This is a genomic window from Caulobacter sp. Root487D2Y, from assembly GCF_001427165.1.
Classification (GTDB): Bacteria; Pseudomonadota; Alphaproteobacteria; order Caulobacterales; family Caulobacteraceae; genus Caulobacter.
The window spans coordinates 143,382-162,877 of sequence record NZ_LMFD01000011.1; the positions used below are offsets into that span (position 1 = coordinate 143,382).

The window sequence follows — 19,496 nt, forward strand, 5'->3', positions numbered from 1 at the left end:
ACGGATTCCCCATGGCCAAGGTCACCATCTACACCCGTCCGTTCTGCGGCTACTGCGCCCGCGCCCTGAAGCTGCTCAACGACAAGGGCGCCGACTTCACCGAGATCGAGGCGGGCATGGACCCGGCGCTGCGTAAGGAGATGATGGACCGTTCGGGCCGCACCACCTTCCCGCAGATCTTCGTCGGCGAGCAGCACATCGGCGGCTGCGACGACATGTTCGCGCTGGAACGCGAGGGCAAGCTGGATGCTCTCCTAGCGGCATGAGCCCGTCCGCGCCTCTTCGAGTCGGCCTGATCCAGACCCGCACCCCCGCGACGCACGCGGCCGCGCTGGAGCACGTCGCGCCGCTGGTGCGCGAGGCCGCCGCGCGGGGCGCTCAGTTCATCCTGACGCCCGAGGGCGTCAACATCCTGCAGAAGGACCGGGCCAAGCTGCTGCCGACCCTGGTCTCGCTGGAGGACGACTTCGTGGTGCGCGGCCTGCGCGACCTGGCCCGCGAGCTCGGCGTCTGGATCGACGTGGGTTCGGCCCTGGTCAAGCGCGAGGACGGCAAGGCGGCGAACCGCCAGGCGGTGATCGACCCGACGGGCGCGATCGTCGCCACCTACGACAAGCTGCACATGTTTGACGTCGACCTGCCGACCGGTGAGACGGCGCGGGAATCGGCGACCTACGAGCCGGGCGAGCGCGCCGCCGTGGTCGAGACGCCGCTGGGAACCTTCGGCCTAACCATCTGCTACGACATGCGCTTCCCGGCCCTCCATCGGGCCCTGGCGCTGGGCGGGGCCAAGATCCTGACCGTGCCCGCCGCCTTTACCCGGCCCACCGGCGAGGCGCATTGGGACATCCTGCTGCGGGCCCGGGCCATCGAGACCGGCTCGTTCGTGATCGCGGCGGCCCAGGGCGGCTTCCACGAGGACGGCCGCGGCACCTGGGGCCGCTCGATCGTGGTCGGCCCGTGGGGCGAGGTGATCGGGAAACTTGACCACGACGAGCCGGGCGTGTTGATCGCCGACCTCGACCTGGCGGCCGTCGACAAGGCCCGCGCGGCGATCCCGGCCCTGAAGAACGCCCGTGCTTTCACGGGTCCCTGACCCCATATATCCAAGATGATCAAGTACGCGCTCAGCTGCGACCACGACCACGCCTTCGAAGGCTGGTTCGGCTCGTCGTCAGACTATGACGACCAGGCCGCGCGCGGGCTGCTCGACTGCCCGCTTTGCGGCTCCAAGACGGTGCGCAAGCAGATCATGGCCCCCGCCATCGCCGGGACCAAGGCCCAGGCGTCCACGCCCGAGCCCAGCGCCCAGATGCGCGAGATGATGATGACCGCCATGGGCGAGGTGCGTCGCCGGGTCGAGGAGAACTTCGACTATGTCGGCGACAGCTTCGCCAAGGAGGCGCGCGACATCCACGACGGCAAGTCCGAGGAGCGCGGCATCTACGGCGAGGCCTCGCCCCAGGAGGTCAAGGCCCTGGTCGAGGACGGCATCAAGATCGCGCCCCTGCCGCCGGCCGCGCCGAAGAAGACCGAGGTCAACTAGGCCCCCTACACCCCCGAAAAGGGGCGTGAAAAAGGGGACGGTTTCCCGTCCCCTTCCCGACCTGCCTGGCCGAGTCGCTTAGTAGTAGCGGTACTCGTAGTGGCAGTTTTTCTTCTTGGAATTCTTCTTGGCGATCTGGTTGCCGGCGACCGCGCCGACCACGCCGCCGAGCACCGCGCCCTCGGTCTTGGCGCCGTTGCCGGCGACCACGGCGCCGAGCGTGCCGCCCGTCAGGCCGCCGATCAGGGTGCCCTTGTTGCGAGCGCTCTTGGTGCTCTTGCAGACCCAGACCTTGTGGCGGGTCTGGGCTTCAGCCGCGGTCACCGCGACGGTGGAGGCCGTGAAGCCGAGAGCGACGACGACGGCGAGAGTCTTGAGTTGGGCGCGCATGGCGAGCTCCGTTCTTTGGTTTGTGATCCCTGAGCGCAATGAACGCCCAGGCGAAGATTGGGTTCGACGAGTGTCGCCTTTCCGACCTGAATGGGGGATGAAGCGGCTCCGACGGCTCCGTTCATCCCCGTTCAGGCGCTAGCCCTGGACGCGATAGCGGCCCTCGCTGTCGGGGCAGACGCGGACGTAGCGGGTCTCGACGCGGCCGTTATAGTCGGCGTCGGCCGGGGCCAGGCGGCAGCGGCGGCTGTAGTCGCCGTAGGCGGTGTTGGAGCTGGCGCGATAGCGGTCGCTTTCGCGATAGGCGACCGTGTCGTCATAGGTCCAGTACTGGCCGCTGGCGTCGCAGCGGCCCTTGGCCGAGGCGTTGCCGATGCTGGCGCCGACGCCCGCCCCGACCAGGGCGCCCAGCACCGTGCCTTCGGGCTTGGCGTTGCGGGCGGCGATGTTCGACCCGGCCACGGCCCCGACCAGGGCCCCGATCACGCCGCCGGCGACGGCGTTCTTCTTGGCGTCGGTCCGGCAGGGCTCGTTGTACGAGACGTTGTCGCCGTAGCCGCCGGCAGAGGGCGCGCTGTAGCGGGTGGCGTAGTCGGGATAGCGGCGGTCATACGAACCCGAACCATAGCGACGGTCGTAGTCGACGCGGGCCCGCTCGTAATCGGCGCGATCGCGGTCGTACTGGGCGCGCTGGCTCAGATAATCGCTGTTGCTGGTGGTGTAGTTCCCGCCGTTGACGCTGAAGCGTCGCGCCTGGTCGGGATGGCGGCGGTCATAGGCGCCGTAGCCGTTGCGACGGTCGTAGTCGCGGCGCGCGTCCTCATAGGACTGGCGGTCGCGATCGAACGCGGTCTGCTCGCGATAATAGTCCGAGCTGTTCTGATAGCCGGGGCTGTCGAAGCGGGTCGCGTATTGCGGATAGCGACGATCATAGGCGCCCGAACCGTAGCGACGGTCGTAGTTGGCGCGGGCCCGCTCGTACTTGGCGCGTTCGGCCTGGTAGGCCTTCTGCTGGGCGCGATAGTCGGCCGAGCGCTCGTCATAGGCGGCGCGCTGGTCGCCATAGGTTTGCAGGCGCTGCTGGTAGGCGGCGTCCGCCGACTGGGCCAGTACAGGCGCGGCCGTGCTCAGGGCGACGGCCGAGGCCATCAGCCACACAGTGGTCTTGGAAGTCATGATAGCTCTCTCCGTTCCGACGAACGGATCGACGTCTGGCCCCCGAAAACGAGCCGCCAATCCTTTGGTAGGGTGTCCCTGGCCAATAGAAGGCGCGACAGCGGTACAGGTTCCGTTTGGGCGCTCAGCGCCCGGTCCAGCCTAGTCCTTGGTCACGGTCATCATATAGTTGATGTCGCAATCGGCTGAACGGCTCCAGCGGCCGGTCAGCGGGTTGTAGGCCACGCCGAACGGCCCGTGGACCTGGACAGGCTCGCCGGCCAGGAAGGCGCGCAGCTCGTCGGGTTTCAGGAACTGCTTCCAGTCGTGGGTGCCCGGCGGCACCCAGCGCAGCACGTATTCGGCGCCGATCTTGGCCAGGGCCAGGGCCTTGAAGGTGCGGTTCAGGGTGGCGACGATCATCAGGCCGCCCGGGGCGAGCAAGCGCGAGCAAGTCCGAAGAAATTCCCCCGGATCGGCGACGTGCTCGATGACCTCCATGGTCAGCACCACGTCGAATGGTCCCGCGCCCTCGGCCAGCAACTGCTCGGCGGTGGCCGGGCGATAGCCGATCTCCAGCCCCTGCTCGGCGGCGTGGGCGGCGGCGGTCTTGATGTTGTTCTCCGAGGCGTCGACGGCGGTCACCGTGAAGCCCAGCCGCGCCATCGGCTCGCTGAGCAGTCCGCCGCCGCAGCCGATGTCCAGCAGGGACAGGCCTTCGAACGGGGCGCGCGCATTGCCGTCGCGGTCGAACCGCGCCAGGGCCTGCTCCCGAATGAAGCCCAGCCGGCAGGGGTTGAACACGTGCAGCGGCGCGAACTTGCCGTGCGGGTTCCACCACTCCGCCGCGATGGCCGAGAACCGCGCCACGTCGGCGGGGTCGATGCTCCAGGAGGGGGCGTTTCCGGCGGAGGGGGGCGCGTCGGCGGACTGGCTCATGCCTCTCATGTAGCAATGACACGGCGGGCGGCACAGGGCATGGCGTCACACTCGACGAAAAAGACACCTCAGCGACATTGCCGTTGCGCCCCAGCGCCGCTAGAAGACCGCGGCTTGCGCGAGCGGCGGGGTTCGTCCGCTCCCGGCGCAAGAATTGACCTTAGGTTTTTACGGGGTAGGGCGTGTCACGTCTGGTGATGAAGTTCGGCGGCACCTCGGTGGCCGACCTGGAGCGCATCCGCCGGGTGGCGCGGCTGGTCGCGGCTGAAGTGGCCACGGGCAAGCAGGTGGCGGTGGTGGTCTCGGCCATGTCGGGCAAGACCAACGAACTGGTGGCCTGGACGGACGGTTCGGGCCGCGCGGCGCAGGGCCTGCCGGAGTCGGACGACGAGTACGACGCCGTCGTGGCGTCCGGCGAGCAGGTCACGGCCGGCCTGCTGGCCATGACCCTGCGCAACATGGGCCTCAACGCCCGCTCGTTCCTGGGCTGGCAGGTGCCGATCCTGACCGACGACGCCCACGGCCGCGCCCGCATCGAAGAGATCCCGCCGGCCAATCTGGAGGCCTGTTTCGCGGCCGGCCAGATCGCCGTGATCGCCGGTTTCCAGGGCGTGACGTCCGACCAGCGCATCACCACCCTGGGCCGGGGCGGCTCGGACACCAGCGCCGTGGCCATCGCCGCGGCCCTGAAGGGCGACTGCGACATCTATACCGACGTCGACGGCGTCTACACGACCGACCCTCGGATCGAGAGCAAGGCCAAGCGCCTGGCCAAGATCAGCTACGAGGAAATGCTGGAAATGGCCTCGTTGGGGGCCAAGGTGCTGCAGACCCGTTCGGTCGAGATGGCCATGGCCCATCGCGTCCCGGTGCGGGTGCTGTCGAGTTTCGTCGAACCCGGGGAAGCTCCCGGCCAAGGTACGATCGTCTGCGACGAGGAAGAAATCATGGAAAAGCGCATCGTCTCGGGCGTCGCCTATAGCCGCGACGAGGCCAAGATCACCCTGCTGGGCCTGCCCGACCATCCGGGCGTGTCGTCGCAGATCTTCGGCCGCCTGGCCGACGCCAATGTGAACGTCGACATGATCGTGCAGTCGCGCGCCCGCAGCGCCGACACCGCCAACATGGAGTTCACGGTCGGCAAGCGCGACGCCGCCCGCGCCGTCGAGATCGTCCGCGCCGCCCAGAAGGAAATCGGCTTCGAGGACGTGGCCGTCAACGAGGACGTGGCCAAGGTGTCGGTGATCGGCGTGGGCATGCGCAGCCACGCCGGCGTCGCCCAGTCGATGTTCCAGGCCCTGGCCGAGAAGAACATCAACATCCAGGTCATCTCGACCTCGGAGATCAAGATCAGCGTGCTGATCGACGCGGCCTACACCGAACTGGCCGTGCGGGCGCTGCACGCGGCTTACGGGCTGGATCAGCTGTAGGATTTTCTGTCGGAGGAACGCCCCCTCCGTCCGCTTCGCGGCCACCTCCCCGTTGCACGGGGGAGGAGAAGATCGCCTTGTTCCTCCTCACCCGCAACGCGGGGGAGGTGGCGCGCTGCGAATACGCAGCGTGACGGAGGGGGCGTTACGCCGTAAGCAAAACGTCGCCTTCGGACGTTATGACGTCGAAGCGTCCCCCCCCAGGAGTCTCCATGTCGGTCTTCCATTTCGATCCCGAGAAGAAGTCCGTCACCTTCGAGGGCGATGCCGGGCTGGATCTGCTGTACGACCTGCTGCTGCGCGCCAAGTTCGGCGACGGCTACGAAAAGCCCCTGCTGGTCAGCCCCTGGCTGGCCGCCCTGCTCAAGCAGTTGGACCAGTTCCTGCCCGACGACGGCCAGTGGTTCCCCGAGCAGCCCGGCCGGCCGATCTTCGACGAGGACGACCTGCTGGCCATGGGCGACGCGGTGATCGAGGAAGGCCACACCGTCGGCTGGTGGACCATGACCGAACCCGAGAAGCGCGCCTATCTGCGCGAGGTGATCGCCGCCCCGCATCCGCTGACGGACGCCGAGGTCGCGTTCATCGAGCGCGACATCGACGGCGCGGTCGAGCAGGCCAAGCAACTGGTCGAGGCGATCAGCGAGCCGCTGGCGCTGCCGGGCCACGGCTGATCTCCAGAATTTTCCATGCTCCCTGTCGAAATCGCGCCGCCTGGCGCGACTTCTCCTCGAAGGCCCCGCGGGGGCCTCGTCACGAGGAGCATGAAGATGATCACGGTCAGTGCTTTCGCCTGGGTTCCGCCCTTCGCCCGAGGTCTGGTGCGCGATCTGCGCGTGCGGTGGGCGCTGGAAGAGGCGGGCATTCCCTACACCGCGCGGCTGCTGCAGCTGACCGACAAGGACACCGCCGCCTATCGCGCCCTGCAGCCGTTCGGCCAGGTGCCGATCTTCCAGGACGGCGACTTCGTGATGTTCGAGACCGGCGCGATCGTGCAGCACATCGCCGACCGTTCCCTGGCCCTGGCGCCCGTGGATCCCCAGGGACGACTGCGGATGAACACCTGGCTGTTCGCGGCCCTCAACTCGGTCGAGCCGGCCCTGGAGAACCTGCTCCACATCGACCTGTTCTTCGCCGACCAGGCCTGGGCCAAGGAACGCCGCCCGGGCGCCCTGGCCTTCGCGGCCAAGCGCCTGGAGGGCCTGGCCGCCTGGCTGGACGGCCGCGAATATCTGGAGGACGACCGCTTCACGGCCGCCGACCTGATGATGACCACCGTGCTGCGCATCCCGCGCACCACCGACCTGGTGACCTCGATACCGGTGCTGGACGCCTATGTCCGCCGCTGCGAGGCCCGGCCGGCCTTCCATCGCGCCCTGGCGGCTCAGGCGGTGTCGTACGATGAGGCGCTGGTCCCGGCGTAGGGCGAACCGACCTTCGGCTTCGGAAGCGAAAACCTCGTCCTTCGACAGGCTCAGGACGAGGTTTTCTACCGCTGCGTCCCGCACAATGGTTCTCATCCTGAGCCTGTCGAAGGACGAGGACCACTCACCGAACTTGAATGTCGATAGGCCTCCGGATCCCCGCCAAGGCTCCGGGACCTTTCGCCGAGCCTTCCGGAGCGCTACCTCCCAGGCATGAGCCAACAGCAGCGCCTTGCGATCGGACTTCTCTGCGGCCTCGTCGCGGGAGCGTTCTGGGGCGGGGTGTTCCTGGCGCCCAAGCTGCTCCACGCCTTCACGCCGCTGCAGATGACCGCCGGGCGCTATCTCTGCTACGGCCTGGCCTCGGCGGTGCTGCTGGCGCCGGGCGCGCGCAAAGTGCTGGGGCGGCTTACCCTGGCCGACTGGCGCGACCTTGCGGGCCTGAGCCTGCTGGGCAACATCGTCTATTACGTCTGCCTGGCGGTGTCGGTGCAGATCGCCGGCGTCGCCCCGGCCTCGCTGATCATCGGCCTGCTGCCGGTCACGATCACCCTGGTGGGCGCCCAAAAAAGCAAAAAGGGGCCGGGCGAAGGCGTCGCCTTGCGCCGGCTGGCCGCGCCGCTGCTGATGGTCGGGGCGGGCGTGGTCTGCATCAACATCGCCGCCTTCCAGACCGCCAGCGGCGTGGGCGTCGGGCGGCTGGTGCTGGGCCTGCTGGCGGCGGTCGGGGCGCTGGTGATGTGGACCGCCTACGCCGTCTGGAACGCCCGCCGCCTGGCCGCCACGCCGCGCTTCAACAGTCACGAATGGTCGCTGCTGACCGGGGTGGTCACCGGCCTGCTGTCCCTGCTGCTGATCGTTCCGGCCTTCTTCTTCGGCGGCGCGCCGCACGTCCCGAACGCCTGGGTGTTGTTCTGGAGCGTCAGCCTGGCCGTGGCCCTGGGCGCCTCGGTGATCGGCAACGGCCTGTGGAACGCCGCCAGCCGCCTGCTGCCGCTCAGCCTGTCGGGCCAGCTGATCGTCTTCGAGACCCTGTTCGCCCTGATCTACGGTTTCCTGCACGAAGCCCGCTGGCCGCTGCCGCTGGAGGCGACGGCGATCGTCCTGATGCTGGCCGGGGTGCTGTGGTCGGTGCATCTGCATCGACCGGACGAGAGCGGCGTGCACTGACGAGGACATGCCCGTGGGCATGTCCCAAACCCGTTCCGCAAACATGACCACAACCTGAACATCACCGTTCAGATCGGGTTCAAAGCCGGAATGCGACAAAGGCTCCAACAGCGCCGCACCGGACTTCTTCCGGCCTGACGCTCGCAAGGAGCAACGCCATGAAGACCTTTGGTAAGTTCACGAAGATCGCCGCCGCCGCGGCCGTCACCGGCGCCCTGGTCCTGCCCGCCTCGGCCGCCTTCGCCGGCGACAAGAGCAACAAGACCGAACGCGCCGTCATCGGCGCCCTGATCGGCGCCGTCGCCGGCGCGGCGCTGTCGGACGGCGACAAGGGCGGCATCGCCATCGGCGCCGTCGCCGGGGCCGCCCTCGGCGCCTCGACGGGCGGCAACAACCACGATCACCGCTATTCCAGCGGCTATCGCGACACCCGCCACGGCTACGGTTCCAGCTACAACAGCGGCTACGGCGGCAACGGCTATGGCTACAACAACAGCCATGGCCAGTCGTACAGCAACGCCTACGGCCGCACGGGCTACGACAGCCGCTACGGCCGAGACCAGCGCAGCGACCGCTACAACACCAGCTACCGCTCCAACGGCGGCCAGTATGGCGACGGCTACTACGGCCAGCGCCGCTAACCGCCTTCCGGCCTGAACGACCGGCGCCGTCCCTTCGGGGGCGGCGCCTTTTTCGTGCGCGAACCACGATTTGACCGCGAGCGAACGCTGTGCGCCGCGCGAAATCTGCTATAGCCCGCCTGAGGACGTTCGGCTTCTTTAACCCCTGACGCGTTCTGTCAGGCTAAGCCGTATCGGACATAGGGGAGTGCGCGCGCAAACATGGCGGCGTCCGGGATCGCTGTTCGGGGACCACGCAGCCTGCTTCGGCAGATTCGCGAGGCCATGGCCGGAGGCGGCCCCGCCCAGGCCAAGCTCGACATGGTGGTGCGCACCATCGCCATCTCGATGGTCGCCGAGGTCTGCTCGATCTATCTGCGCCGCGCCTCGGGCGACCTGGAGCTGTTCGCCACCGAAGGCCTGTCGCGCGACGCCGTCCACGTCACCCGCATGAAGCCAGGCGAGGGCCTGGTCGGCGAGACCATGCGCCTGGGCCGGCCGCTGAACCTGTCGGACGCCGCCAGCCACCCGGCCTTCTCGTACCGCCCGGAAACCGGCGAAGATCCCTACCACGCCTTCCTGGCCGTGCCGCTGCTGCGCGGCGGCCGGACGATCGGCGTGCTGGTCGTCCAGAACCGCACCGAGCGGGTCTATGACGAGGAGGAGGTCGAGGATCTGCAGATCATCGCCATGGTCCTGGCCGAGATGGTCAGCGCCGGCGAGCTGCTGGGCCTGACCGAACTCAAGGACGTCGAGATCGCGCCGCACAAGCCCGAGCGGCTGAAGGGAACGCGCTTCGCCGAGGGCCTGGCCTATGGCGTGGCCGTGCTGCACGAGCAACCGGTGGCGCCCGAACAGCTGCTGTCCGACGACGCCCTGGCCGAGGAGGCCCGGCTGAAATGGGCGATCGAGGCGCTGCAGACCCAGATCGACGAGATGCTGGAAGGCCAGCACGGCCTAGTCGGCGCCTCCTACGAGGTGCTCGAGACCTACCGGATGTTCGCCCACGACCGGGGCTGGAACCGCAGCTTGCAGGAAGCCGTGCGTTCGGGTCTGACCGCCGAGGCCGCGGTGGAGCGCGTGCGCTCCGAGCACCGCGCCCGCCTGGGCCAGGCCCGCGACCCCTATCTGCGCGAACGCCTGCACGACCTGGAAGACCTCAACGACCGGCTGCTGCGCCACCTGTCGGGCGACGTCCACGCCGTGCGCGTGCTGCCCGAGGACGCGATCCTGATCGCCCGGAACCTGGGGCCGGCCGACCTGCTGGAGTACGACCGCACCAAGCTCAAGGGCATCCTGCTGGAGGAAGGCTCGGCCGCCAGCCACGCCGGCATCGTCGCCCGGGCCCTGGACATCCCCTGCGTCGGCCGCCTGGCCGGTCTGCGCGACCGGGTCAGCGAGGGCGATCCGGTGGTGGTCGACGCCGAGACCGCCGAGGCTTGGCTGCGGCCGCGCTCCGACGTAGTCAAGGCGCTGAAGGCCCGGATGGAGGTCCGCGCCCAACGCAAGGCCGAGTTCGTCCGGATCCGCGACACGCCGGCCGTCACCAAGGACGGCGACAAGGTCACCCTGCTGATGAACGCCGGCCTGGCCGTCGATCTGGACATCCTGGGCGAGACCGGGGCCGAGGGCATCGGCCTGTTCCGCACCGAGTTCCAGTTCATGGTCGCCGAGGAGATGCCCCGGCTCGAGGCCCAGACCGCGCTCTACGAAAAGGTGCTGGAGGCCGCCGACGGCATGCCGGTGACCTTCCGGACCCTGGACCTGGGCGGCGACAAGCTTCTGCCGTACATGGAGCTGGAGCGCGAGGACAATCCGGCCCTGGGCTGGCGCGCCATTCGGATGGGCCTGGACCGCCCGGCCCTGCTGCGCATGCAGATCCGCGCTCTGATCAAGGCCGCGCGCGGACGCGAGCTGCGGATCATGTTCCCGCTGGTGGCCAATGTGGACGAGTTCCGCGCCGCTCGCGCCTTCGTCGACCAGGAAGTCGCCTGGGCGTTGAAGCGCGGCCGCCCAGAACCGGCCCGCCTGGACGTCGGGGCGATGATCGAGGCGCCCTCGCTGCTGTGGCATCTCGACGCGCTGTTGCCGATGACCGACTTCGTTTCGGTCGGCACCAACGACCTGATGCAGTACTTGTTCGCCGCCGATCGGGGCAATCCAAGGGTTTCGGACCGCTACGATCCGTTGTCCCCCGCCGCCCTGCGCGCCCTGAAGACCATCCAGCAGGCCTGCGCCGACACCGGCACGCCGGTCTCGGTCTGCGGCGAGATGGCGGGGCGCCCGCTGGAGGCTTTCGCCTTGCTGGCCTTGGGTTTCGACCGTCTGTCGATGCCGCCGGCCGGCATCGGACCGGTCAAGCAGATGGTGCTGTCGTGCGACCGTGAAGCCGCTCGGCGCAACGTCGAGGCCCTGCTCAAGACCTCGGCCGGATCGCTCCGTGGCGAGATCGAGACCCTGGCGCGCAAGCTTTACGTCGCCATATAGACCCCCGCCTACACATGGCGGGGTTAACCAAGCGCGGCTTTATAGTGTATTGAATCCGGCGACTTACTTTGATATCGACCATAAAGTATTAACAAATCCCGGCTAGGACGGGTGGGGCGGTTGCTGGGTTCTTCTCCTTAGTGGGGTCGAATTCTCCGGTGACGCGAAATTTGGGGTCTCATGGCAGCCATGCCGCTGGATACGGGCAGGGTTCCGCACTTGCATCTGGTCGCCGACGGCGAGCGTGAAGACGCTCCCGTGGCCGCGCACCAGCCTTCGATCGACCACGGCGTCGACATCGGTTCGGCCCTGCGCGCGGCGCGTGAATTCCGCGGCCTGACCCTGCAGGACGTCGCCGACGCCACCCGCATCCGCCTGAGCTATATCGAGGCGCTGGAGGACCTGCGCCTGGACGAGCTGCCCTCGCGCCCGTTCACCATCGGCTACGTGAAATCCTACGCCAAGATGCTGGGCCTGGACGGCGACGCCGCCGTGGCCCGCTTCAAGGTGGACGTGCCCGACGACAGCGAGCCGCTGCGCGCCCCGGTCGGCGTGCGCCACGAGCGCGACCCGCGCCTGGGCCTGATCCTGGCGCTGGGCGTGCTGATCGTGGCCGCCATCGTGCTGTGGAACGTCGCCCAGCGCGCCATCGCCAAGGACGCCCCGCCGGTTCTGGTGGCCGAGGCCCAGGCGACCGCCGCCGTCAACACGCCGGCCGCCGTTCCGGTCGATCCCAACGCCGCGCCCGGCTCGGTCTCGCTGGGCGCGCCGCTGCCGGCGCCGGTCGAGTCGACCACGCCCGAGCCTTACAAGACCCCCGGCCTCGACGACGCCGCCGCCAACGGCGGTTCGGCCGACGCCGTCAGCGCCGCCTCCAAGGCTCGTGCGTCCGAGGCGGCCAAGAGCGGCGTCGATCCCAACCAGGTGTTCAATGTCGGCGCCCCGTTCCGGGCCAAGGGCCCGATGTACGGCGCGGCCCCGGCCGAGGCCTCCGGCCTGATCCTGCAGGCCCGCAAGCCGGGCTCGCTGACCGTCCACGACGCCGGCGGCGCGATCTATTTCAGCCGCTGGATGGCGGCCGGCGAGGCGTTCCGCGCTCCGCGCAACGGCGGCCTGATCGCCGAGGTTTCCGACCCCGGCGCCTTCGAGGTCTATAACGCCGGCGCCCTGACCAGCCGCATGCCCGGCCCGACGGCCTCGCTGGGCAAGCTGACGACCGCCCCGGCGGCGCCGGCTGCTCCGGTCGCGGCGCAACCGCCGAAGCCGCAGGGCTAATCCCACCAACCGTCATCCCGGGCCTTGTGCCCGGGACCCCTCTGTCCGCCGCAAAGGCAGGGGTGTGGCGCGCTTGCGCGGCATTTCGCTTCACCGTCAGCTGAACCAGGGGTCCCGGGCACAAGGTCCGGGATGACGGCGAGTTAGAGGGGTGGATGGTTAGGTTTGCGGCGCGCCCTAACCCCGTCGCCCGCCCGATTTCGCAAACAGCAGGTCCGACCAGTTCCACCGGCGTGACCCCAGGGCCAGGCGCGGCGCCCCCGGGGCGTCGCTGAGCGAGATCAGGACCAGTCCCCGCATCGGGTCGTCGCGGCAGGCCTTCGGCGCGAACGCCACCTCCAGCATGATCAGCTCGCGCACTCCGGCCAGGCCCTTGCCCTCCTGGCCCGGGCTCTGCACCCAGTCGCCGTTCCAGACCAGCACCGCCTTGCCCTTGGCCGCCGCCTCGGGGTGGACCTGGACGAGGGCGGCGCGGACGCGCGGGTTCTTGCGCAGGGCGTCCTGCAGCAGCCGCACCATGTCGCAACCGCCGCCGCCCGGGCCGTTCCCGGCGCCGCCGGCTCCGGATCCGCTGCCGGCGGTCGCGGCGCCGATCAGGTCGGCCTCGCCGAGTTCGGCCACCACCACGGGCGCCGGGGCCGGCTTGGCGGGCAGGGTCTCGACCTCCCGCGGCGGGACCAGGCGCGGCGGGCGGACGGGCAGCTTGGGCGGCGAGCGCTTGGCCGGAGCCGGATCGCCGGCCGGTTCGGGCGCGAGCTTCGGCGGTTCGGGCGGGGGAGGGGGCGGCTCGTACAGCGCCACGACGATCGGATCGGGCTCGGGGGTCATCGGCGGCTGGATGCGCACCGCCCACAGGGCCAGCAGCAGCGCGCCATGGGCCGCGACGCTGATCAGCCCGGCGATGAAGCCGTCCACCCTCGCTCGCCGACGGCGGACCGGCGTCGGGACCAGGGGGTCGTACGGCTGCGGTCGCCCGCTCATTGAAACTCCAAGGTCGTCCCGGGATGGGTCTAGAGACCACCCGCCCGCGTCAGGATCGTGGCGCCCGCGACATTTACGTGACGCTCTTGGGGACCTCTTGGGTTCTGGCGCCAAACCCCTTAGATTGGGCGCATGTCCGCAGACCACACCCACCTCCGCCCCTGGCGCCAGATCGAGCGCCGGCAGTCACGCAAGATCCGCGTCGGCAATGTCGAGGTCGGCGGCGACGCGCCGATCACCGTCCAGTCGATGACCAACACCCTGACCAGCGACGCCAAGGCGACGCTGGAGCAGATCCGTCAGCTGGAGGAGGCCGGCGCCGACATCGTCCGGGTCTCGTGCCCCGACGTCGACTCGACCACGGCCTTCAAGACCATCGCCCGCGAGGCCAAGGTCCCGCTCGTGGCCGACATCCACTTCCACTACAAGCGCGGCATCGAGGCGGCGCAGGCCGGCGCGGCGTGCCTGCGGATCAATCCGGGCAACATCGGTTCGCCCGACCGGGTGCGCGACGTGATCCAGGCGGCCCGCGACCACGGCTGCTCGATGCGGATCGGGGTCAACGCCGGCTCGCTGGAGCGCGACCTGCTGGAGAAGTACGGCGAGCCCTGTCCCGACGCGATGGTCGAGAGCGCGCTGAACCACGCCCGCATCCTGCAGGATCACGACTTCCACGAGTTCAAGATCTCGGTGAAGGCTTCGGACCCGTTCATGACGGTGGCGGCGTACTACCAGTTGGCCGAGCGCATCGACTGCCCGCTGCACCTGGGCGTCACCGAGGCGGGCGCCCTGCGCACCGGCACGGTCAAGTCGTCGATCGGCATCGGCTCGATGCTGTGGGCCGGCATCGGCGACACCATCCGCGTGTCCCTGGCCGCCGACCCGGTCGAGGAGATCAAGGTCGGCTTCGACATCCTCAAATCGCTGGGCCTGCGCCACCGCGGCGTCAACATCATCGCCTGCCCGTCCTGCGCCCGTCAGGGCTTCAACGTGATCAAGACGGTGGAGGCGCTGGAGGCGCGGCTGGCCCACATCTCCCAGCCGATGTCGCTGTCGATCATCGGCTGCGTGGTCAACGGCCCGGGCGAGGCGCTGATGACCGACCTGGGCTTCACCGGCGGCGGGGCCGGTTCGGGCATGGTCTACATGGCCGGCAAGCCCGACCACAAACAGTCCAACGAAGGCATGATCGACCACATCGTCGAACTGGTCGAACAGCGCGCGGCCCAGCTGAAGGCGGCGGCCGACGCCGAGGCGATCGCGGCCGAATGACTAGATCCTCCCCAAGGGGGGAGGATCATCCCAGCGACGTCTGGATCGGGACTCCGCCCTTGATGGCCAGGGTCACGGGCGTCCGCTCCGCCACATCCGCCAGCCGCGCCCGCTGAGCCGGGTCCAGCGGTCCCGCCGGGACCAGCACGCGCTCGATCCGGGGCGGGGTCTCGCCGCCATGGTAATGCAGCCGCACCTCCAGCGACTCCAGCGGCCATTGCTTGTGCTCGGCGTACATCTTCAGGGTCATGGCGGTGCAGGCGCCCAGCGACGCCAGCAGCAGGTCGAACGGGGCGGGACCCACGTCGGCGCCGCCGTTGCGTTCGGGCTCGTCGGCCGTCAGGGCGTGGCGGCCGGTGGTGATGGCGGTGGCGTAGCGGGCGTCGCCGATGCGGGCGGTGGCGGTCGCCATGGGCGGCTCCTTGGCTGGGGTCTTGAAACAGATCCCGATGGTGTCGGGCGCTTCCGCGGAAGGCGCTAGAACAAATCGGCGGAAACCTTCAGATCACCGCACGCGAACGCTCGTCCACGTCCGACACCGCCGCCGCGACGATCCTCAGGCCCCGTTCCAACTCTTCGCGGTCTCGCGCCGCGCCCAGGCACAGCCGCAGGCCGGTGGTCGCGCCGGGCTCGACGACCGGGGCAGACGGCGGGGTCAGCTCGACGCCGCCGCGCAGGGCCCGGCCGGCCAGGCGCTCGGCGTCCAGTTCCGACATCGGCAGCCAGAGGTGCGGGGCGCTGGCCGACATCGGCGTCTCGATGGCGTCGCCCAGGATCTGGCGGGCCAGGACCAGACGGGCGGTCATTTCCTCGCGCACCTCGGCGACGATGACGTCGGCCGTGCCGTCCTCGATCCACTGGGTGGCGATCAGGCCGCCGAAGGCCGGCGGCGCGTAGGCCAGGGCGCGGACCGCGCGCAGCACCCGGTCCATGTGGCCGCCGGGCGGGGCGATCAGGAAGCCGTGCCGCAGGCCCGGGGCCAGCGACTTCGACACCGCCGAAACGTGAAAGGTCCGCTCCGGCGCCAGCACCGCGAACGGCGGCGGGGCGTTCGGCGCGTAGACGGCGTAGATGTCGTCCTCGATCAGCAGCAGGTCGCGCTTGCGGGCCACGGCGACGATCTGGGCGCGGCGGTCGGCGCTCATGATCCGGCCGGTGGGGTTCTGCAGGGTGGGCTGGATGGCGACGACTCTGGACGCGCCGGTCGCGGCGGCCTCGTCCAGGGCGTCGGGCCGCAGGCCCTCGGCGTCCATGGCCAGGCCTTTCAGTCGGTAGCCGGCGTGCTCGGCCAGCGCCTTGACGCCGTAGAAGGTCGAGGCCTCGCACAGCACCGTGTCGCCGGGCCGCGCCACCGCCCCGAAAGCCAGGGCCAGGGCCTGCTGGGCGCCGGCCGTGCAGGCCAGCCGGGTCCAGTCCGCGCCGGTCAGGCCGCCGCTGCGCTCCAGCCAGGCCGCGCCGGCCCGCCGCTGGACCTCCAGCCCGGCCGAGGGCGAATAGCCCAGATGCTCGATCAGGTCGGGCCGCCGGCGCAGACGCGTCAGCGTATCGGCCAGACGCGCGTCCGCCGGGCCGCTGGGCGCGATGTTGTGGAACAGGTTGATCGGGCCGCCGTCGCCGGTTCGATCGGGCTTCGCCGCCGTCGCCCCCCGCACGAAGCTGCCGCGCCCGACATGGGCCTGCACCAGCCCGACCTTCTCGGCCTCGACATAGGCCCGGGTCACCGTGCCCAGGCCCAGGCCCAGGCGATGGGCCAGGTCGCGCTGCGGCGGCAGGCGCTCGCCGTCCCCCAGGACCCCCGAGGCGATGTCGGCCCGCAGGGCGTCCAGCAGGCGCTCATACAGCGGCGTGTCGCCGGGCGAGAGGGTGGGGGTCCAGCCGGCCAACGGCGTTCTCCAAAATTGTCACTGGAACAATATAGGTTTTGACTCATGATGCAATTGGCAAGATGACCGTGACATTCCACGTCTGGAGTGTCCGTCATGACCGCCCAACTGCTGCTCGCCTTCGTCCTGTTCGCCTTCGCCACCGCCGGCACGCCCGGCCCCAACAACATGATGCTGCTGGCCTCGGGCGCGAACTTCGGCTTCCGCCGCACGGTGCTGCACATCCTGGGCATCAGCGCCGGTCTGGGCGTGATGGTGATGGCCATGGGGTTGGGCCTGGGCGGGGTGTTCAGGGCCTGGCCGGCGCTGCACGAGGTGCTGAAGTGGGTGGGCGGCGCCTACATGCTGTGGCTGGCCTGGAAGATCGCCACGGCCAAGGGCGTCGCCGACAAGGGCGCCAGCTCGCGCCCGATGACCTTCCTGCAAGCCGCCGCCTTCCAGTGGGTCAATCCCAAGGCCTGGGCCATGGCCCTGACCGCCGCGACCACCTACACGCCCGAGGGGTCGACGATCGGGGTGTTCTTCGTGGCGGGGACCTTCATGCTGGTCGGCGCGCCGTGCAGCGCCGCCTGGGCCGGGTTCGGCCAGGGCATGCGGCGCTTCCTGGACCGGCCGCCGGTGCTGCGGGCCTTCAACCTGACCATGGCCGCCTTGCTGGTGGTCTCGCTCTACCCGCTGGTGGTCGAGACCCGGCCGACTGAGGCGTCGAAGTCCGGCGCGTCGAAGGAGGCCCCGCGCCTGCTGGCCGACCTGCCGTCCACGCCGCGCTGGTCGTCGCACGGCTAGGATTGCGGAAACTTAAGTAGGCGTCGGCGGACGGTTGAGCTCTGGTGCGGCCACCTTATCCGGAGCCGTCCATGTCCCTCGCCGTTCGTACCGCGCTTTCCGCCTCCCTGGTCGCCGTCCTGCTTGTGGCCGGCGGCGTCGCCACCGCCGCGCAGGCCGCCGTCACCCCGGTGCCGGTCGGCCAGCCGCTGGCCCGTTTCGCCAATCTCAAGCCCGGCGTGCACCGCTATCTGCGCTACAAGCAGACCGGCGACACGATCCGCGTCGCCGACGTCTGGACCCGCGAAGTCCGCTTCGAGGACCTGGACGGCCAGCGCCGGATGCACATCGTCCAGCACTGGGACGGGGCGGGCGCCACGCCGTCGGACCGTCAGCTGGACAGCTGGTTCGAGGTCGGCACCTTCCGACCCCTGACCCATGTCCGCCGCTCGCAGAAGGACGGCGTGACCAAGGTCGAGGGCTTCGTTTTCCAACCCGACAAGATCGTCGGCCTGAAGGACCTGGCCGACAACGCGGCCAAGGACTTCGAGGTCGCCTCGCCGCAGCCCAGCTTCAATTTCGAGACCGACATGGAGTTCATCCAGGCCCTGCCGCTGGCGGCGGGCTACGAGGCCAGCATCGTCTTCACCCACCCGGGCGGCGGCCCGCCGGCGGCCTATGTGTTCAAGGTGGCCGGATCGGAGACCCTGGACCTGCCGGGCGGCGGCAAGGTCGAGTGCTGGCTGGTCACCGCCGACTACAACCGCCCGGAAATGCCGGTGACCCGCTTCTGGTTCGCCAAGGGCAGCCAGGTGATGATCAAGCAGATCTCGCCGCTGCCGGACGGCTCGGGGGTGATCGGGAAAACCCTGCTGTATTGAGTCCCTTTGAAATTCGCTCATCCCGGCATTCGCCGGGATGAGCGGAAGGGAGGGGGTTGTGCGATGGGGCGCATCGGCCCCAGATCGGGCCTCCACACGAGGTCCCCCCAAATGCGTCCGCCGCTTCTGCTCGCCGCCCTGATCGCCCCAATGGCCGTCTGGGCCGCGACGCCCGCCCTGGCCCAGGACCTGAAGGTCGCCGTCGAGGGGCGCGACTCCGTGGTGCTGACGCCGGCCGACCTGAAGGCCCTGCCGCGCGCCAAGGCGACGTTCACCGCCCACGGCAAACAGATCACCTACGAGGGCGCGCTGCTGAACGCGGCCCTGCGCCAGGCCGGGGTGGTGTCGGGCGACCGGCTGATGGGCCGCTACCTGAACCAGATCGTGGTCGCCAAGGGCGCGGACGGCTTCACCAGCACCTATTCGCTGGGCGAGACCGACCCGATCTATCGCGCCAATCCGGTGATCATCGCCGACAGCAAGGACGGCCAGCCGCTGGACGCCAAGGAAGGGCCCTACCGCCTGGTCGTCGACGGCGACCTGCGGCCGGGACGTTCGCCCCGGGCGCTGGTGTCGGTGGAGGTCAAGGCGGTTCCGTAGAGGAGCAGTCGGAGCGCCCAATCTGTTGTCATCCCGGAAGCCTCGCAGAGGCTGTCCGGGACCCAGGCGACTGGGCTGATGCGGTGCGGTTCACCTGGGTCCCGGCTCTACGCTTCGCTTCGGCCAGGATGACAACGGTGGGTGGGCTTTGGGCTGAACCCTAGCTCCGCACCGGGCCCATATAGTCCAGCTTGCCGATCTGCACGCCCTTGTGGCGCAGCACGTCGTAGGCGGTGACCACGTGGAAGAAGAAGTTCGGCAGGGCGAAGGTCAGCAGATAGTCCTCGCCCGTGAAGGTCAGGGTCCCGCCGGGCAGCTTCAGCTCGACGGTGCGCTCCTCGCTGCCCTCGAACGCCTTGGGATCGACGCTTTCGATATAGGCCAGGGTGTCGGCGACGCGCGTCTTCAGCTGGGCCAGGGTGGTTTCCTCGTCGGCCATGGCCGGCGCGTCGACGCCGGTCAGCCGCGACACCGCGCCCTTGGAGGCGTCCGAGGCGCGCTGGACCTGGCCTGACAGCGGCAGCATGTCGTCGGCCAGGCGGGCGCCGACCAGGTCGTCCGGGTTCTGGCCCTGGGCCTTGGCGTGGGCCTCGCCCTTCTCGAGCAGGGTGGCCAGCACCTTCAGGGCGCGGACGAAGACGGGAACGGAGGCGCGGTGCATCGACAGGGGCATGGAGA

21 protein-coding genes are annotated in these 19,496 nt (G+C 69.5%); 14 read left to right on the plus strand and 7 right to left on the minus strand.

Going from position 1 to position 19,496, the window contains the following annotated elements; translation table 11 throughout:
- The first annotated feature begins 11 nt into the window (after positions 1-11).
- From grxC to ASD38_RS16680, 3 genes are read left to right on the plus strand one after another with little or no spacing between them, the layout of a single operon-like run.
- Positions 12-266: a glutaredoxin 3 gene (gene grxC, locus ASD38_RS16670; protein ID WP_056439284.1), complete on the plus strand. Its 255-nt coding sequence runs from the start codon at positions 12-14 to the stop codon at positions 264-266.
- Positions 263-1,096 (plus strand): carbon-nitrogen hydrolase family protein, encoded by an 834-nt coding sequence (locus ASD38_RS16675; RefSeq protein WP_056461706.1) that lies wholly within the window; start codon positions 263-265, stop codon positions 1,094-1,096. Before grxC ends, ASD38_RS16675 begins: the two co-directional genes overlap by 4 nt.
- Positions 1,097-1,111: 15 nt before the next feature.
- The gene (locus ASD38_RS16680) at positions 1,112-1,546 is read left to right on the plus strand and encodes a DUF1178 family protein (protein WP_056439290.1); all 435 of its coding nucleotides are present in this window, start codon (positions 1,112-1,114) and stop codon (positions 1,544-1,546) included.
- 78 nt (positions 1,547-1,624) lie between these two features.
- Here ASD38_RS16680 and ASD38_RS16685 read toward each other — a convergent pair whose 3' ends face one another.
- From ASD38_RS16685 to ubiG, 3 genes are all read right to left on the minus strand, one after another.
- A complete protein-coding gene (locus ASD38_RS16685) occupies positions 1,625-1,936 on the minus strand; it encodes a glycine zipper 2TM domain-containing protein (RefSeq protein WP_056439293.1) in 312 nt (103 codons plus the stop codon).
- Positions 1,937-2,074: 138 nt separating this feature from the next.
- Complete coding sequence (locus ASD38_RS16690) at positions 2,075-3,112, minus strand: glycine zipper 2TM domain-containing protein (protein WP_056439296.1); 1,038 nt, start codon at positions 3,110-3,112, stop codon at positions 2,075-2,077.
- A 141-nt stretch (positions 3,113-3,253) separates the two neighbouring features.
- Positions 3,254-4,030, minus strand: a complete 777-nt coding sequence (gene ubiG, locus ASD38_RS16695) for a bifunctional 2-polyprenyl-6-hydroxyphenol methylase/3-demethylubiquinol 3-O-methyltransferase UbiG (RefSeq protein WP_056439299.1) — start codon at positions 4,028-4,030, stop codon at positions 3,254-3,256.
- A 182-nt stretch (positions 4,031-4,212) separates the two neighbouring features.
- On the opposite strand from ubiG, the gene ASD38_RS16700 reads away from it, so the two are divergent.
- The 7 genes from ASD38_RS16700 (at position 4,213) to ASD38_RS16730 (ending at position 12,436) form a co-directional block, all read left to right on the plus strand.
- Positions 4,213-5,460 carry an aspartate kinase gene (locus tag ASD38_RS16700; protein ID WP_056461709.1) on the plus strand — a complete coding sequence of 416 codons (1,248 nt, stop codon included), beginning with the start codon at positions 4,213-4,215 and terminating at the stop codon, positions 5,458-5,460.
- Between the two features lie 212 nt (positions 5,461-5,672).
- Complete coding sequence (locus ASD38_RS16705; RefSeq protein WP_056439305.1) at positions 5,673-6,134, plus strand: hypothetical protein; 462 nt, start codon at positions 5,673-5,675, stop codon at positions 6,132-6,134.
- 96 nt (positions 6,135-6,230) lie between these two features.
- Positions 6,231-6,884 carry a glutathione S-transferase family protein gene (locus ASD38_RS16710; RefSeq protein WP_056461947.1) on the plus strand — a complete coding sequence of 218 codons (654 nt, stop codon included), beginning with the start codon at positions 6,231-6,233 and terminating at the stop codon, positions 6,882-6,884.
- A 213-nt stretch (positions 6,885-7,097) separates the two neighbouring features.
- Positions 7,098-8,054: a DMT family transporter gene (locus ASD38_RS16715; protein ID WP_056461711.1), complete on the plus strand. Its 957-nt coding sequence runs from the start codon at positions 7,098-7,100 to the stop codon at positions 8,052-8,054.
- A gap of 158 nt (positions 8,055-8,212) precedes the next feature.
- Entirely contained in the window at positions 8,213-8,695 is a 483-nt protein-coding gene (locus tag ASD38_RS16720; protein WP_056439313.1) for a glycine zipper 2TM domain-containing protein, read from the plus strand.
- Positions 8,696-8,896: 201 nt separating this feature from the next.
- Positions 8,897-11,161, plus strand: coding sequence for a phosphoenolpyruvate--protein phosphotransferase (gene ptsP / locus ASD38_RS16725; protein WP_056439316.1), 2,265 nt, complete (start codon positions 8,897-8,899; stop codon positions 11,159-11,161).
- A gap of 180 nt (positions 11,162-11,341) precedes the next feature.
- The gene (locus ASD38_RS16730) at positions 11,342-12,436 is read left to right on the plus strand and encodes a helix-turn-helix domain-containing protein (protein ID WP_156390745.1); all 1,095 of its coding nucleotides are present in this window, start codon (positions 11,342-11,344) and stop codon (positions 12,434-12,436) included.
- A 177-nt stretch (positions 12,437-12,613) separates the two neighbouring features.
- On the opposite strand, the gene ASD38_RS16735 is transcribed toward ASD38_RS16730, so the two are convergent.
- On the minus strand, positions 12,614-13,417 hold the full coding sequence (locus ASD38_RS16735) for a hypothetical protein (protein ID WP_056439321.1): 804 nt from the start codon (positions 13,415-13,417) through the stop codon (positions 12,614-12,616).
- Positions 13,418-13,549: 132 nt separating this feature from the next.
- Between ASD38_RS16735 and ispG the strand changes: the two genes are divergently transcribed.
- Entirely contained in the window at positions 13,550-14,689 is a 1,140-nt protein-coding gene (gene ispG / locus ASD38_RS16740) for a flavodoxin-dependent (E)-4-hydroxy-3-methylbut-2-enyl-diphosphate synthase (protein ID WP_056461718.1), read from the plus strand.
- 25 nt (positions 14,690-14,714) lie between these two features.
- On the opposite strand, the gene ASD38_RS16745 is transcribed toward ispG, so the two are convergent.
- Together ASD38_RS16745 and ASD38_RS16750 are read right to left on the minus strand one after the other, a co-directional pair.
- A complete protein-coding gene (locus ASD38_RS16745; RefSeq protein WP_056461721.1) occupies positions 14,715-15,101 on the minus strand; it encodes an OsmC family protein in 387 nt (128 codons plus the stop codon).
- Positions 15,102-15,189: 88 nt separating this feature from the next.
- Positions 15,190-16,572 carry an aminotransferase-like domain-containing protein gene (locus ASD38_RS16750; RefSeq protein ID WP_056461724.1) on the minus strand — a complete coding sequence of 461 codons (1,383 nt, stop codon included), beginning with the start codon at positions 16,570-16,572 and terminating at the stop codon, positions 15,190-15,192.
- Positions 16,573-16,668: 96 nt separating this feature from the next.
- On the opposite strand from ASD38_RS16750, the gene ASD38_RS16755 reads away from it, so the two are divergent.
- The 3 genes from ASD38_RS16755 (at position 16,669) to ASD38_RS16765 (ending at position 18,818) form a co-directional block, all read left to right on the plus strand.
- A complete protein-coding gene (locus ASD38_RS16755) occupies positions 16,669-17,358 on the plus strand; it encodes a LysE family translocator (protein WP_056461727.1) in 690 nt (229 codons plus the stop codon).
- A 71-nt stretch (positions 17,359-17,429) separates the two neighbouring features.
- Complete coding sequence (locus tag ASD38_RS16760) at positions 17,430-18,218, plus strand: DUF3108 domain-containing protein (RefSeq protein ID WP_056461730.1); 789 nt, start codon at positions 17,430-17,432, stop codon at positions 18,216-18,218.
- A gap of 111 nt (positions 18,219-18,329) precedes the next feature.
- Entirely contained in the window at positions 18,330-18,818 is a 489-nt protein-coding gene (locus ASD38_RS16765) for a molybdopterin-dependent oxidoreductase (RefSeq protein ID WP_056461733.1), read from the plus strand.
- 160 nt (positions 18,819-18,978) lie between these two features.
- Here the strand turns inward: ASD38_RS16765 and ASD38_RS16770 are convergent, their stop codons facing one another.
- On the minus strand, positions 18,979-19,491 hold the full coding sequence (locus ASD38_RS16770; RefSeq protein WP_056439335.1) for a DUF1993 domain-containing protein: 513 nt from the start codon (positions 19,489-19,491) through the stop codon (positions 18,979-18,981).
- Positions 19,492-19,496: the final 5 nt, after the last annotated feature.

Coding starts and splice junctions, on each gene's coding strand:
- ASD38_RS16690 (WP_056439296.1), bottom strand. CDS start 3,112: ATGACTTCCAAGACCACTGTGTGGCTGATGGCCTCGGCCGTCGCCCTG.
- ASD38_RS16745 (WP_056461721.1), bottom strand. CDS start 15,101: ATGGCGACCGCCACCGCCCGCATCGGCGACGCCCGCTACGCCACCGCC.
- ispG (WP_056461718.1), top strand. CDS start 13,550: ATGTCCGCAGACCACACCCACCTCCGCCCCTGGCGCCAGATCGAGCGC.
- ASD38_RS16720 (WP_056439313.1), top strand. CDS start 8,213: ATGAAGACCTTTGGTAAGTTCACGAAGATCGCCGCCGCCGCGGCCGTC.
- ASD38_RS16705 (WP_056439305.1), top strand. CDS start 5,673: ATGTCGGTCTTCCATTTCGATCCCGAGAAGAAGTCCGTCACCTTCGAG.
- ASD38_RS16735 (WP_056439321.1), bottom strand. CDS start 13,417: ATGAGCGGGCGACCGCAGCCGTACGACCCCCTGGTCCCGACGCCGGTC.
- ptsP (WP_056439316.1), top strand. CDS start 8,897: ATGGCGGCGTCCGGGATCGCTGTTCGGGGACCACGCAGCCTGCTTCGG.
- ASD38_RS16770 (WP_056439335.1), bottom strand. CDS start 19,491: ATGCCCCTGTCGATGCACCGCGCCTCCGTTCCCGTCTTCGTCCGCGCC.
- ASD38_RS16680 (WP_056439290.1), top strand. CDS start 1,112: ATGATCAAGTACGCGCTCAGCTGCGACCACGACCACGCCTTCGAAGGC.
- ubiG (WP_056439299.1), bottom strand. CDS start 4,030: ATGAGCCAGTCCGCCGACGCGCCCCCCTCCGCCGGAAACGCCCCCTCC.
- ASD38_RS16675 (WP_056461706.1), top strand. CDS start 263: ATGAGCCCGTCCGCGCCTCTTCGAGTCGGCCTGATCCAGACCCGCACC.
- ASD38_RS16765 (WP_056461733.1), top strand. CDS start 18,330: ATGCGTCCGCCGCTTCTGCTCGCCGCCCTGATCGCCCCAATGGCCGTC.
- grxC (WP_056439284.1), top strand. CDS start 12: ATGGCCAAGGTCACCATCTACACCCGTCCGTTCTGCGGCTACTGCGCC.
- ASD38_RS16715 (WP_056461711.1), top strand. CDS start 7,098: ATGAGCCAACAGCAGCGCCTTGCGATCGGACTTCTCTGCGGCCTCGTC.
- ASD38_RS16730 (WP_156390745.1), top strand. CDS start 11,342: ATGGCAGCCATGCCGCTGGATACGGGCAGGGTTCCGCACTTGCATCTG.
- ASD38_RS16710 (WP_056461947.1), top strand. CDS start 6,231: ATGATCACGGTCAGTGCTTTCGCCTGGGTTCCGCCCTTCGCCCGAGGT.
- ASD38_RS16755 (WP_056461727.1), top strand. CDS start 16,669: ATGACCGCCCAACTGCTGCTCGCCTTCGTCCTGTTCGCCTTCGCCACC.
- ASD38_RS16760 (WP_056461730.1), top strand. CDS start 17,430: ATGTCCCTCGCCGTTCGTACCGCGCTTTCCGCCTCCCTGGTCGCCGTC.
- ASD38_RS16685 (WP_056439293.1), bottom strand. CDS start 1,936: ATGCGCGCCCAACTCAAGACTCTCGCCGTCGTCGTCGCTCTCGGCTTC.